Source organism: Sphingobium trunci (assembly GCF_022664535.1).
Classification (GTDB): Bacteria; Pseudomonadota; Alphaproteobacteria; order Sphingomonadales; family Sphingomonadaceae; genus Sphingobium.
In genome coordinates this window covers 237,454-250,675 of the sequence record NZ_JAKUJY010000004.1, presented here as the reverse complement: position 1 = coordinate 250,675, position 13,222 = coordinate 237,454, and the positions used below count along the sequence as shown (strand labels likewise).

At 63.6% G+C, this 13,222-nt stretch carries 13 protein-coding genes and 1 riboswitch; of the genes, 2 read left to right on the top strand and 11 right to left on the bottom strand.

Features of this window, described 5'->3' with window-relative positions; genetic code table 11:
* Window positions 1–71: 71 nt before the first annotated feature.
* The 10 genes from MJ601_RS05935 to MJ601_RS05890 form a co-directional block, all read right to left on the bottom strand.
* On the bottom strand, window positions 72–1,100 hold the full coding sequence (locus MJ601_RS05935) for a hypothetical protein (protein ID WP_242124297.1): 1,029 nt from the start codon (window positions 1,098–1,100) through the stop codon (window positions 72–74).
* A gap of 406 nt (window positions 1,101–1,506) precedes the next feature.
* Complete coding sequence (locus tag MJ601_RS05930) at window positions 1,507–2,901, bottom strand: NAD(P)(+) transhydrogenase (Re/Si-specific) subunit beta (protein WP_242124295.1); 1,395 nt, start codon at window positions 2,899–2,901, stop codon at window positions 1,507–1,509.
* Window positions 2,902–2,904: 3 nt separating this feature from the next.
* Window positions 2,905–3,195, bottom strand: coding sequence for an NAD(P) transhydrogenase subunit alpha part 2 (locus tag MJ601_RS05925; protein WP_046763759.1), 291 nt, complete (start codon window positions 3,193–3,195; stop codon window positions 2,905–2,907).
* A 283-nt stretch (window positions 3,196–3,478) separates the two neighbouring features.
* Window positions 3,479–3,988: a bifunctional adenosylcobinamide kinase/adenosylcobinamide-phosphate guanylyltransferase gene (gene cobU, locus MJ601_RS05920; RefSeq protein ID WP_242124293.1), complete on the bottom strand. Its 510-nt coding sequence runs from the start codon at window positions 3,986–3,988 to the stop codon at window positions 3,479–3,481.
* On the bottom strand, window positions 3,985–4,920 hold the full coding sequence (gene cbiB, locus MJ601_RS05915) for an adenosylcobinamide-phosphate synthase CbiB (RefSeq protein WP_242124291.1): 936 nt from the start codon (window positions 4,918–4,920) through the stop codon (window positions 3,985–3,987). The genes cobU and cbiB overlap by 4 nt, the downstream gene beginning before the upstream one ends.
* Window positions 4,913–5,890, bottom strand: coding sequence for a threonine-phosphate decarboxylase (locus MJ601_RS05910; protein ID WP_242124289.1), 978 nt, complete (start codon window positions 5,888–5,890; stop codon window positions 4,913–4,915). Before MJ601_RS05910 ends, cbiB begins: the two co-directional genes overlap by 8 nt.
* Window positions 5,887–6,597: an adenosylcobinamide-GDP ribazoletransferase gene (locus tag MJ601_RS05905; protein WP_242124287.1), complete on the bottom strand. Its 711-nt coding sequence runs from the start codon at window positions 6,595–6,597 to the stop codon at window positions 5,887–5,889. The genes MJ601_RS05910 and MJ601_RS05905 overlap by 4 nt, the downstream gene beginning before the upstream one ends.
* Window positions 6,594–7,136, bottom strand: a complete 543-nt coding sequence (locus MJ601_RS05900; protein WP_245405663.1) for a histidine phosphatase family protein — start codon at window positions 7,134–7,136, stop codon at window positions 6,594–6,596. Before MJ601_RS05900 ends, MJ601_RS05905 begins: the two co-directional genes overlap by 4 nt.
* A 20-nt stretch (window positions 7,137–7,156) precedes the next feature.
* On the bottom strand, window positions 7,157–8,173 hold the full coding sequence (cobT, locus tag MJ601_RS05895) for a nicotinate-nucleotide--dimethylbenzimidazole phosphoribosyltransferase (protein WP_242124283.1): 1,017 nt from the start codon (window positions 8,171–8,173) through the stop codon (window positions 7,157–7,159).
* Window positions 8,170–8,577 (bottom strand): DUF1636 domain-containing protein, encoded by a 408-nt coding sequence (locus MJ601_RS05890; protein WP_242124307.1) that lies wholly within the window; start codon window positions 8,575–8,577, stop codon window positions 8,170–8,172. Before MJ601_RS05890 ends, cobT begins: the two co-directional genes overlap by 4 nt.
* A 182-nt stretch (window positions 8,578–8,759) precedes the next feature.
* A riboswitch (cobalamin riboswitch) is annotated at window positions 8,760–8,947 on the bottom strand.
* Window positions 8,948–9,274: 327 nt separating this feature from the next.
* On the opposite strand from MJ601_RS05890, the gene MJ601_RS05885 reads away from it, so the two are divergent.
* Window positions 9,275–9,781, top strand: coding sequence for an MgtC/SapB family protein (locus MJ601_RS05885; protein ID WP_242124282.1), 507 nt, complete (start codon window positions 9,275–9,277; stop codon window positions 9,779–9,781).
* Window positions 9,782–9,943: 162 nt separating this feature from the next.
* Here the strand turns inward: MJ601_RS05885 and MJ601_RS05880 are convergent, their stop codons facing one another.
* Entirely contained in the window at window positions 9,944–11,152 is a 1,209-nt protein-coding gene (locus MJ601_RS05880; protein ID WP_242124305.1) for a DUF3422 domain-containing protein, read from the bottom strand.
* Window positions 11,153–11,511: 359 nt separating this feature from the next.
* On the opposite strand from MJ601_RS05880, the gene MJ601_RS05875 reads away from it, so the two are divergent.
* Complete coding sequence (locus MJ601_RS05875) at window positions 11,512–13,068, top strand: acyl-CoA synthetase (protein WP_242124280.1); 1,557 nt, start codon at window positions 11,512–11,514, stop codon at window positions 13,066–13,068.
* The last annotated feature ends 154 nt before the right edge of the window (window positions 13,069–13,222 follow it).

The following is a 13,222-nucleotide window of genomic DNA, read 5'->3' as shown; positions in this document are numbered from 1 at the left end:
TGGGCGTCCACAGATGGATTGGGGGCTGTCTGTTCTGGGACAAATCTCTGTTAATCGAGACGTGGTGACGTTTACAATGTCGAGGATTCTGAAGCGCCGAGCGCATTCTTGCAGGACCGTATAAGCTGAAGCAGCTTAGTTAGGCGCCCCCACGGATCGCGAGCGGTCATCGCGTCTGCAAGGCTTTGGTCTGTTGGACTTGGCGTGTCGGCGCCTAGCATCTTCACCATGTATGCGAGGTTGTCCGGCTCCCGACGATTAATATAGATGCCTTCCGCTAACCGACGGGGTTCATCGCAACTTTTGGGCCCGTTCTTCACAATCCTCTCCACAAGGTCGCACCGACCTTTTGCCGCGAGCAGAGCTAGCAGACTCCTTCCAGTTACGGAGGTGGCAGAATAGTTTTCTGAGGCCATCCGAACAGCGAGGTATTCAATATATTCCATCGCGCGGGGCGTTGGATTGTAAGCTGCTAGGGCGCTCCAACGGGCGTCCCAAACCGTATCGTGATTAGGTAAGCTCAACATCGCGGCTTCCGCAGTTGTCATCGCCATGTGTGCTTCTTTGTCTCCTGCCGCGTCAAGATAAGCCGCTGCCAGATATCGTTTCCCAAGCCGCCCTCCAGGAGTCAGGTACGGGTCGTCCGTTCGATCTCCCATTAGAGCGGCCAATCTGACTATGCAGGACCGATTCACACTGTTTTCTGCTGCCCGGCTAATCAGTCGCTCAATTCCCGTGGCTTTAATCTCGGTGCGCTCTTGCACGAACGCCAAGGTCTCATCGCAGCGGTTAAGCGTCATAAGGATGAGCGCAAATTGGCTTTGCGCGTCCCTGCGGTCATCGGGCGACAACGCTTGGTTAGAGCGGGCCTCATCTGCTTCTATCCTCGCGGTTTGGACGGCACGCCGCATGAGCAAGGTGATCCGTGCCCGCTCGTCCTCTGCCAGCCCACTAGGGCCGGTGACTGCTCCAGCCCAGCTTGAAAAAGCAAGAAGGATAGAGAAGCACGACATGCGCACAAGCCGCGTCATCCGTTCTCGCGTCATGAAAGCATATATCCGGTGTAACGAGGCCGAGGAAGAGTAAGCGAAGGAAGCCATTGCTTTCTTATGTCGATAAATAAGACCGTCCGCAATTGGGCTGCAGCGATGTCAATCCAAGCGGCAAAAAATGGTCGTTCCAAGCCAGAACCCCTCCGTCATGCCGGGCTTGACCCGGCATCCCGCTTTCTTTTTCATGGGCGGTCAATGAAGAAGCGAGACCCCGGATCGGGTCCGGGGGGACGGTTGATGGTCGCTGACGGACCGGCATTTTTTGCTGTCCTACAGGCGCTGGGAGAAGCTATGCCGATCCCGGCTCTTTGAAATAGGAAAATTGCGCAAAAGCGGTATTTTTCCGTATGTCTATCGTGTCACTTATGTCACCCAGATCCTATCGGGAACAGGAATAAAGAAGCCCGCCGGAATCGGACGGGCTTCCTGTCTTCGATCTGCGGCCAACAACCGGTCAGTGCAGGCCGGAACCGCCGCCTGCCAGTTCCTTGGCGATGGAGCCGACCATGTCCTTGGCATCGCCGAACAGCATCTGGGTGTTGCTGTTATAATAGATCGGATTGTCGATCCCGGCGAAACCGGCATTCATCGACCGCTTGATGACGAACACCGACTTGGCGCGATCCGCCTCAATGATCGGCATCCCCGCGATCGCGCTCTGCGGATCGTCGCGCGCCGAGGGATTGATCGTGTCGTTCGCGCCGATGATCAGCGCCACGTCCGCCTGTGGCAGTTCGGGGTTGATGTCGTCCAGCTCGACCAGCTGCTCATAGGGCACATTGGCCTCGGCCAGCAGCACGTTCATATGCCCTGGCATGCGGCCCGCCACCGGATGGATCGCGAACTTGACGTCCACGCCCTTCTTGGTGAGCGCCTGATAGAGTTCGCTGACCTTGTGCTGGGCCTGAGCCACGGCCATGCCATAGCCCGGAATGATGACGACGCTGCTGGAATTTTCCAGCTGCATCGCCGCTTCCTCGGCCGAAGCCGAACGGACCACCCGGTCGTCCTTGCCGCCAGCCGCGCCCGCCACGACCTTGCCGAAGCCGCCGAACATGACGTTGGCGAAGCTGCGGTTCATCGCCCGGCACATGATGACGGCCAGGATGAAGCCGGAAGCCCCGTCCAGCGCGCCCGCCACGATCAGCAGCTTGTTGCCCAGGGCAAAGCCCATTGCGCTCGCCGCCAGACCCGCATAGCTGTTCAGCAGCGCGATCACGGTCGGCATGTCGGCGCCGCCGATGGGGATCACCAGCAGGATACCGAACAGCAGCGCCAGCGCGACGAATGCGGGAAACAGCCAGGTCTGCGTCGGGTCGAGGGCAAGCATGATCGCGATGACCACCGCACCCAGCGCGACCGCGCCATTGACGATGCGCTGGCCCGGGAAAGACACCGGACGGCTGCCCATCAGTTCCTGCAACTTGGCGAAGGCGATGACAGAGGCGGTGCAGGTCAGGAAACCCAGCGCCATTTCGAACATCAGCGCCCACAGCACGAAGCTGCCCGCATATTCGGCATGGGCATGCTTGTAATATTCGGCAGCACCGATCAGGCCGACCGCCAGCGCGCCGAAGGCGTGGCTGATCGCGGTCCGCTGCGGAATCGCCGTCATCGGCATCAGCAGCGCCATCGGAATGCCCGCCGCCGCGCCCGCGATCATCGCGATGATGATGAGATTATAATCGACCACCTCATGGCTAACGAGCGCGCCGACGATGGCGACGAGCATGCCGATCTCGCCCGCCCGGACGCCCCGGCGCGCGGTCGAAGGGTGGCTCATCCACATGAGCGCAAGAATGAACAGCGACGATGAGACGATCGCCGCGAATGGAACGAAAGCATGCATTTCTTACTTCCCCCGCGGCTTGAACATCTTGAGCATGCGGTCGGTGATCATGAAGCCCGAAACCAGGTTCACCGTCGCGCAGAAGACCGCAATGAAGCCCAGCGTCTTGGCCAGCGGCGTCGCGCCTTCCTCGCCCGTGATCGTGATCGCGCCCACGATCACCACCGCCGCGATCGCATTGGTCAGCGACATCAGCGGCGAATGCAGCAGCGGCGATACCTTCTTGATCAACTGGAAACCGACGAAAGCCGCCAGGATGAAGACAAACAAATAATCTGGATTGAGCGCACTCACTGGCCATCCCCCCCGTTCAGCCCGCCCAAAGACGGACGAAAAAATCGATCTTCCCGTTCAACCGGAGCGGATCGATCGACGCGCGCACAGCATGTTTGCCTCTTGCCGGACCGGCTGCCTATCATAGTCCCCTCCACAGCTTTTCTGCGGCCCTTCCCCTATTCCCTCCGACAAAAATGGGCAAGGCGCACTTTCCGAAACATCAGCGCGGCACTTCACGCAACGAAGTTTTCTTATGCCCCCGTCTAGGTCGCGTTTCCGTACAGACGCCCTTCCATGATTTTTACCCTTTCAGCGACAGCGGAAGGCCTGCCGCCACCAGCACCACCTCCCGGCAAGCCGCCGCGACCGCCTGATTGAGCCATCCGGCCTCATCCCGGAACCGGCGGGCCAGCGCATTGTCCGGCACGATGCCATAGCCGACCTCATTGGCCACAATGATGAGGGGAACGGGACAACCCAGCACCGCATCGACCAGCGCCGTTCGCGCCGCAGCGACATCCGCCTCTGCGAGCAGCAGATTGGAAAGCCACAAGGTCAGGCAATCCACCATGAGCACGTCCGCCACAGCCGCCGCATCGCGAATCGCTCCGGTCAGATCGGTCGGCGCCTCGATGGTCGACCAGCGCCCGCCCCGCTCATTCTGGTGGCGTGCTATCCGCTCCTCCATTTCAGCGTCGAACGCCTGCGCCGTCGCGATATAGCCCAGCCTGCCGGGCAACACCTCGCAACGCCGCTGCGCATAGCCGCTCTTACCCGATCGCGCCCCGCCCAGAACCAGCAAGCTCGTCATGCGATCCCTTCCCAAAGCGCCACCAATCCCCAGAGCATCAGGCAGGAGCGCAGATAGACCCGCAAGGCCGCCTCCATGGCCTGCAAATCCGCAACGGCACCTTCGCCGATCCACGGCTTGTCATGCTGCACACCGTCATATCGGACCGGTCCCGCCAGCCTGATCCCCAGCGCGCCCGCCATCGCGGCTTCAGGCCAACCCGCATTGGGAGAGGCATGGCGCCGATGATCCCGCCACATCACAGCCCAGCCTCCGCCGCCCGCCACACAGATCAGCAATCCCGCGAGCCGCGCGGGAATCCAGTTGAGCAGATCGTCGAACCGCGCCGCCGCCCAACCGAAATGGGTGAACGGAGCTTCCTTATGACCGATCAGACTGTCCGCCGTGTTCACTGCCTTATAGGCCCAGACACCCGGCAAGCCGAGCAACAGGAGCCAGAAAAGCGGTGCGACAACCCCATCGCAGAAGCTTTCGGCCAGACTTTCGATGGCCGCACGCGCCACGCCCGCTTCATCCAGATTTTCCGTGTCTCGCCCGACGATCCAACCGACAGCCCGTCGCGCGCCGACCAGATCGCCCGCCTTCAGCGCCTGCACAACCGGCAGAACATGAGCATAAAGGCTGCGCTGCGCCAGCGCCGGCCAGGCAGCGAAGGCGAGCCAGATCCAGCCCCAGCTTCCAGCCCAGCGCCTGATGATCGTTTCCAGGGCAAATCCCAAGCCTCCAGCGACGGCCAGCAGGATCAGCAGCAGCCCCATTCCCGCCCAGCGCCGCAGCAGGTCGCTCCAGTCCGCCCGGTTCCACAGCCGTTCGATCGCTTCGATGATCCGGGCAAAGCCGCCCACCGGATGCCCGGTCCGCACATGAAGCCAGTTCGGCCAACCCAGCGCTGCATCCAGCATCAGCGCCACCAGCGCGAACGGTTCAGCCATGCCCCAGCGCCCGGTCGATCCGTTCCTGCGCCCACCCGTCACTCGGCAAGCCTATCCGCAGCCAGCGCGGATTATCCTCGAACGGTCGGGTCAGGATCGCCGCCCTTGCAAGGCGGTCGAACAGCGCAAAGCCGTCCTCCACCTCCACCAATCGAAACAGCGGACATGCGCCGCGTGCCTCCAGCCCATGTGTCGCCAGCACCTTATCGAGTCCCGCCGCCCGATCCTTCAGCCGCAATCTGGTCTCGGCCATCCAGTCGCAATCGCGATAGGCTTCCCGGCCAAAGGCAATGGCAGCCGCCGACACCGGCCATTCCCCCATCATCCGGCGCGCCCGTTCGACGATCGCGCGCGGCCCGACCAGAAAACCCAACCGAACCCCGGCCAGCCCGAAAAACTTGCCGAAGGATCGCAAGAGAATCAGCCGCCTTCCATCTTGCACGTCGCTCATCACGCTGCATTCGGGCATGGCATCGGCATAGGCTTCGTCCACGATAAGCCATCCCCCCGCTCGCTCCAGCGCCTCCAGCCACTGGCGCAAAAGCGCAGGCGCCAGGACGCGACCGTCGGGATTGTTCGGATTGGCGAGCAGCAGGGCCACTGCCTCCCCTAGAGCTTTCTCGCCGTTCGACACGGGATGGCCGGAGTCAAAAATCTCGCCATGGGTCCGATAGCTCGGCACCAGCCAGCGCCCCGGCAGATCGAGCAGTCGCCCGACCAGCCGCAATCCCATCTCGCTGCCCGGCAAGGTGCAGACGAAGGCGGGATCGACCCCGAAATGCCCTGCGGCCGCCTCTTCGAGTTCGGCCAGATCGCCCGAGTCCGGCAATGCCCGCCAGTCCACGGCTACCCTTTCCACGCCCGGCCAGACGATCGGGCTGATCCCGGTTGACAGGTCGATCCACTCCTCCCCGCCGTAAAGCGCCCGCGCCTCACCCAACCGTCCGCCATGCCAGGCAAAGCCGTTCATCGCGCCACCACCATCGCCGCCAGCAGCGCGCTTTCCATCAGTTCGATGCCAGCACCATGGCCATCGCCGTTGATTCCCCCGATCCGCACCCGCAGCCAGCGGTTCCAGAGCGGGATCAGCACGATCGCCGTCAGCAATGCCGGAATCCACCAGCTCAGAACCAGCGCCAAACCGGACCAGACAATGAGGGCGAAGGGCGTCCAACCCGCGCGGAAACGGCTGGCCAGCCCTTCATGCAACGGAGGCAACCATCGCGCCCAGACCAGCGGTCCGATTCGCGCCACCATGGCAAGCGGGATGAGCATCCAGACCGGAAAAAACTCCAGCCAGAGCCGCAGCAGAACCAGTTTCGTCAGCAACTGGAGCAGGATGGCGACGACGCCGAAACTGCCGATATGCGGATCGGCCAACACGGCAGACAGTTTCGCACGGTCTCCATGCGCCGCGCCCGCCGCATCGGCCATATCGCCCAGCCCGTCCAGATGCAGCGCACCAGTCACGGCAACCCACGCCAGCAGCGCCAGCCAGGCGCCCGCCCAGGCATCGATCCTGATGCCCAGCCCTGCAGCCCCGGCGACGACGATGCCGACAGCCGCTCCGGCAGCGGGAAACCATCGGATCGCCGCCGCAAAATCGGCATCGTCAGCCCTGACCGAAGGCAGCGGCAGGCTGGTCATCAATTGCAGCGCCGATATCAGCCGCCTCATGTCAGCAACCCGGTCATTTGCGCGGACGGCGTCTTGCCTGGCCACAGCCGCAGGGTGAGCACGGCGCCATAGGACAGGTCGACCGCCCAGCCCTGCCGCAGATCGAGGCCGCAAAGTGCTGCCAGCGCGGCCCGGATCGCCCCTGCATGGGTAACGACCAGTGCAGGCTCGTGAACATCATCGAGCGCCGCCGCCACCCGCCCATGAAGGTCGCTCCATCGCTCCCCTTCCGGCGGTGGAAAGCCCTGCGGATCGCTCCAGAAACGGGCCAGATCCTGCTCCGGCAAATGGGCCGGATCGGCCCCATCCCAATGCCCGAAATCCAGTTCCCGCCAGCGGCGATCGATCTCATGGCGAACCGCTCGTTCCGACGCGATAAGCGCCCCCGGCACCCGCGCCCGCGACAGGTCGGACGTCACCACCCGGGCAAAGTCCAGACCTCGCGCCCGTTCGACACAGAGCGCCACGCCTTCCGCGCTGGACGGCTCATCCCCATGCCCCCACAGCCGTCCCGGCCGCTCCGTTGCGCCATGACGCATCAGGTGAAGAGCAAAGGGGTTCACAGCGCCCCGGCCACCGCAGCCTCGGCAAAGGTCGCCATGCCACCATGCGCGGCCAGCGCCGATCGCACGATCTGGGTCGCCACCGCCGCGCCGCTACCCTCGCCGAGTCGCATGTCGAGACGCAGCAGCGGCTCCAGACCGAGCGCATCGAGCAACCGCCCATGCCCCGCTTCGGCGGAGCAATGCGCCGCCAGGCAATGGCCTGTGATGGCCCTGTTGTCGCGGACCAAGGGAGCCACCGCCGCACAGCCGATAAAGCCATCCAGCATCACCGGCACATGCCACATCCGCGCGGCCAGCATGGCACCTGCCATGGCCGCGATCTCCCGCCCGCCAAGGCAGCGCAGCATCTCGAACGCATCGCCGCAGGCGGGGCCATGCAGCACCAGCGCCAGCGTCACCGCTTCCGCCTTGCGAGACAGGCCATGGGCATCAACGCCCGTCCCGCGTCCTACCCAATGCTCCGCCGCACCGCCGAAAGACTGCGCGCAAAGGGCCGCTGCCGGGGTGGTGTTGGCGATTCCCATCTCGCCCAGAAGCAGCAGGTCGAGGTCCCGCTCCACCACCGCCGCCCCGGCGTTGATCGCGTCCAGACAATCCTCCTCGCTCATCGCCGGTTCGACGCAAATATCGCCGGTCGGCCGATCGAGATCGAGCGCCACGATGGTGAGTTGCGCCCCGCAAGCCCCCGCCAGGGCATTGATCGCAGCCCCGCCATGATGGAAGTTGGCAACCATCTGCGTCGTCACTTCAGCGGGAAAGGCGCTGACGCCACGCGCCGCAACACCATGGTTTCCGGCGAAGATCGCTGCCCGGATGCGCTCGGCACGGGGCCGTTCCCGTCCCTGCCAGCCGGCCATGAACAGCGCGATTTCCTCCAGACGCCCCAGCGATCCCGCGGGCTTGGTCAGCACCGCCTGCCGCGCCGCCGCTGCCTTCACGGCGCCCGCATCCGGTTCCGGAAGATCGGCCAAGGCCGCGGCAAAGGCCGCCCTGTTTTCGAAGCGGATCATGAGCAGACAAAACCTTCAGGCGGCGTGCGAACGATGAAATGCCCCTTCACTCCCTGCGGCCAGTCGGCATAGCGCACCACGCCCTCCTCGCTTGCGGCATGGCGCGCCGCATAGTCGAGGATCGCGCGCGCGGCATCCTCGTCGGGGGTGAAATCGCCCAGCACATAGCCGATCTTGCCGCTCCCCCGGACATGCACCGTGCAATGGCGCTGGCATGCGAACAGGCATGGCATATCCTGCACCGCCACCCCCACATAAGCAGGGTCACTCGCCTGAACGGCGCGCATGGCTTCAGCCAGCAAGGCTCCACCACGTCGTCCCTCACCATCTTCCCGGCGCTCCGCCGACAGACGACAGGTCGAACAGACGACCACCGACGCCCCGCTCTCCACCGCGCGCAGCATCAGCGCGCCCATCCCTTCACAGTCATTCCGCATCCTCCAACCGGACGGCAACAAACCCGCCGGAGGCCTGAACGGTGGGAGGGACGCGCGACACGGCCCACCCCCGCACGGCCGCACCGGCAAGGCGATGGCTGTCGCTCGGCGAGGGAAATCCCCGTTCGGCCGGCGCACCCTGTCCGGTCGAAGAACGACTGCGGCAGGCAGGTCTCCTGGCTCGCGGGTCCATGCCTTCCGGCCGCCTTCTCGGGACGATGGCCCCAATGGCGATATGGCCGGATGGCTCTCCGCTTACAGTTGCAGGGGCAGCGCGGGCTTCACCCGACTTCCCTTTTCATCCCCTCATCGGGGAACCTGTCGCGCCGCTGCTGATAAAGGCCGATCCCGATCATCGCAAGACCGGAAGCAAAGCGCGGATCGGCGATGATCCATCTTCTCCTCGGCCCGGCCATCTGCTAACATGCGAGCAATAATATGGGGAGAAGAGCCATGGGTTTTCTGGCTCGCTGCATGGACTGGCTCTGTGAGATTTTCGCCTGTTCGGCGAAAAATGACTTGCGCGTCAATCAGTTGATCCTGCACATATCGTCAGACACCGACGACCGCTGAGGGTCCGTCTCCTTCGCACACCCCGAATCCGGCGCCGCCTGGATTCCGCCGAGCGTTCGGAACGGGCGAGCCGCTCATGGGTACTATGCCCATGTTAGCCAATGATCTCGGCACGACCCTGATACGCCTGTGTCTTGCGACCCTGCTGGGCCTTGCCCTGGGGTTCGAGCGGGAAAGGCACGGCCACGATGCGGGCCTGCGCACGCATGGCCTTGTTTCGCTCAGTTCCGCCATGCTGACCCTGTCTGCGCTGGAACTGTCCGAAAGCTATGGCAATAGCGATCCGGTGCGCGTCGTTCAGGGTCTGGCGCAGGCCATAGGCTTCATCGCGGGCGGGCTGATCTTCGTACGCGGCGGCGATGTGCGCAACATGACCACGGCGGCCAGTCTCTGGATGGCAGCCGCCGTCGGCATTACCGCCGGGGCAGGTCAATATGTGCTGGTTCTCTCCGGTTCCCTCATCGCGCTGCTTCTGCTGTCGGCCCTGCTGATCCTGGAAAGACATATCCGCCGCGGAAAGGAGAAGCCGCCCGCCACGGCCGAGGATGCCATTGCCATGCCCAACCGGCGCGGCTCAGCGCCCAAGGAGAGCGATTGATAAGCTGAGCACCCTTTCCTGCCCTCTTCGCTTTCATTCCCGAGGACAGACGACAACGCCTGTCGAGACCCGGTCAACCGTCGCTCTAGAGCGATTTCCAGTCAGATGGCATCGTCTGACGGTTCAGAAATCGCGGCAAATCAAAAGAATAGAGCGGTCGCTCTAATGTCCGTCAGGCGGCAACCGCTTGACCTTTCGGATCTGACCGACCCCCAGGAAAACCGTGATGATCGTCACGGGAAGCAGCACCATGTCGATCCATGCAGGCAGATGGAGCCCCTGAAGCTCGAGCGCTTCCTTCAGATGGTGCCAGAGGCCAAGGGCATAATAGCTGATCGCCACCACCGACAGCCCTTCGACCGTATGCTGGAGCCGCAACTGGAGGGCGGTTCGCCGGTCCATGGAGGCCAGCAGATCACGGTTGCGACGAGCCAGCGCGGTATCGACCCGCGTGCGGAGCAGGGCACTGGTCCAGGCGGTCCGTTGCGCCAGATCCTCCAGCCTCGAGGTGAAGGCGCCGCACGTCCGCATGGCCGGGAGCAAGCGCCGTTCGGTGAAATCGTCGAGCGAGCGGTAGCCACGCACCGGCAGCACGGCAAGGCGCCGGATACGGTCGCGGCAGATTTCCGCATAAGCCTCCGTCGCGCTCATCCGGTAGCGGGTACGCGCCACGATCTCGGCCAGTTCGGCACTCAGGGCCGAAAGCTGTTCCAGTACCTGATCGGCGTCCGCGTCCTTCTGGGCCACATGGCTGGTGATCATCGTCAGCCTTTGTTCCAGCGCGGTCAGCAGCGGAGTCGCCTGCTGCGCTTCCGGCAGGCCGAGCAATGCGATCTTGCGGTAATTGCCCAGTTCCTGGAGCCGCTGCACCAGTTGCGAACTTTCATCGCCCTTCAATCCCCTGTCATGGATGAGCAGGCGGCCGAAGCCGTCTTCGTGCAAGCGAAAGTCGCTCCAGATGCGGGCACAGCCGTCGGCGACATCCGATATGATGAGATCGTCAGTGGCGAAATGCGCCGCGATGATGGCGGGGAGCGGTTCGTTCACGACCATCGCGATATGGGTGGAACGGATAAGCCGTCCGGGGATTTCGGCCATCCAGCACGGTACCTCGCCGAACGGGCGAAGGTCGAACAGCGTCGCCCCCTCGACCGGCGCCAGAAAGCTGTAGGTCATATATTCGGTATGGCGCTCCCAGGAAAAATGGAGATCGCCGATCCGCGCGGAGAGAAAGCGATCTCCAGGTTTGAGAAGGGGAAAGCGCTCGGAAAGAAGGTCAATGCTCTCGCGGGCCTGCGGCTCATCGACCAGCAGCATGAATTGCAGCGCGAGGGCTGGCGCATCGAAACGAGGCAGGCCGCGAATATGCATCTCACGCGAGAGGGACGCGCGAAGCGGATGATCGCGCTCGCGGAACGAGGCGAATGGATCGGCCGGGCTACTGGTCATATCGTCCATATGCGCTCTTCTGCCCTGGCAAGATTGCATCGAAAGGTCCGGCAATGCCGTCATCGACCATTGTTACTGCGGCCGCATCGCAAATGGCAATCGGTCCTGCCCGAAAGGATGATGGGCAGGCTGGACTGTCCGTAGCCCCGATCCACGGCACCGAACCGTGGCTTCAAACGTGAAGGCCCCACCCGCCCTCTTTCCCATTGGACTGCAACGGCGCTATCAGTTCGGCGAACATGGAAGGCCGTCCGTCTGGGCGGCCAACGGAAGGAGAGAAGATGCATCCGCGCCATCACGCCCTGTCCACGCCGGACAAGCCCGCCTGCATCATGGCGGAAACGGGCGAAACGCTCAGTTACGCCGAACTGGAGAAGCGAGCGAACCAGGGCGCGCATTTCCTGCGATCGCTGGGGATCACGGCGGGGGATACGGTGGCGATCTGGCTGCCCAATACGCTGCGCTATTATGAGGTCTATTGGGCGGCGCAGCGCGCCGGACTCTACATCACGCCGATCTCGGCCAAGCTGACCGGGGAGGAAGCCGCTTATATATTGGGCGATTGCAAGGCCCGGCTGCTGGTGACGAGCGGAGAGATGGAGGCGCTGCCCGGTCTCCTGAAGATCGCCGCGGCGCGATGTCCGGCCCTCGACCATATCCTCTGGGCCGACGGCCCCATGGACGGAAAAGAGGAATGGGCGCAGGCGATCGCCACCTTCCCCGAGACGCCCATCGCCGACGAAAGCGCTGGGTTCCACATGGTCTATTCCTCCGGCACGACCGGCAGGCCCAAGGGCGTTCGCCTGCCATTGTCCGGTGGTCCGGCGACCGAGCCGCATATGCTGGCGGAACGGCTGTCCAACCGGTACGGCATTGGCGAGGATACGGTCTATCTGTCACCCGCGCCCATCTATCACACCGCGCCGCTGGCTTATTCCACCATGGCGCAACGGCTGGGCGCGACGGTCGTGCTGCTGCGCAGGTTCGTGCCCGAAACGGCGCTGGAGGCGATTCAGCGCTACCGCGTCACCTTCTCCCAGATGGTCCCCACCATGTTCCTGCGCATGCTGCGCCTGCCGGAGGAGCAGCGCCTGTCCTACGACCTGTCGTCGCTGCGCGGGATCGTCCATGCCGCCGCCCCCTGCCCGGTCGAGGTCAAGCGCGCGATGATCGAATGGGTGGGGCCGATCATCCACGAATATTATGGCGGGTCGGAGGGGAACGGCACCACCTATATCAGCGCCGAGGAGTGGCTGCGCAAACCGGGATCGGTGGGCCGGTCGGACTTTGGCACGCTGCATATCTGCGACGAGGCAGGCCATGAACTGCCCAGCGGCGAGCAGGGCCTGGTCTATTTCGAGGGCGGCTGGGACTTTTCCTACCTCAATGACGCGCAGAAGACGAACGACGCGCGCAACCCACTGCACCCCACATGGACCACGCTGGGCGATATCGGCTATGCCGATGCCGACGGCTATCTGTTCCTGACCGACCGCAAGAGCTTCATGATCATCTCGGGCGGGGTGAATATCTATCCGCAGGAAATCGAAAATCTGCTGATCGTCCATCCCAAGATCGCCGACGTCGCCGTGATCGGCGTGCCAAGCGCGGAGATGGGCGAGGAAGTGAAGGCCGTGGTCCAGCCGCGCGATTGGCAGGATGCCGGACCGGCGCTGGAAGCGGAATTGATCGCCTATTGCCGCAGCCATTTGAGCAGCGTCAAATGCCCCCGCTCGGTCGATTTCGAACGGGAATTGCCGCGACATGAAACCGGCAAGCTCTACAAGCGGGAAATCCGGGACCGCTACTGGAAGGACAGGGACGGGCGTATCGCCTGAGGCGCAAGCGGCTGGAACCGAGCCGAAGTCAGCCGGGGCGGATAATGTCGCCTATGCGCTGCGCCTGCATCGCCGTAGCGGCGGGATGACGATGTTAGCGCTGTCATCAAGATTTCATTCCTCTGTAACCATAGTGTCCGCGCAACGCCAACAA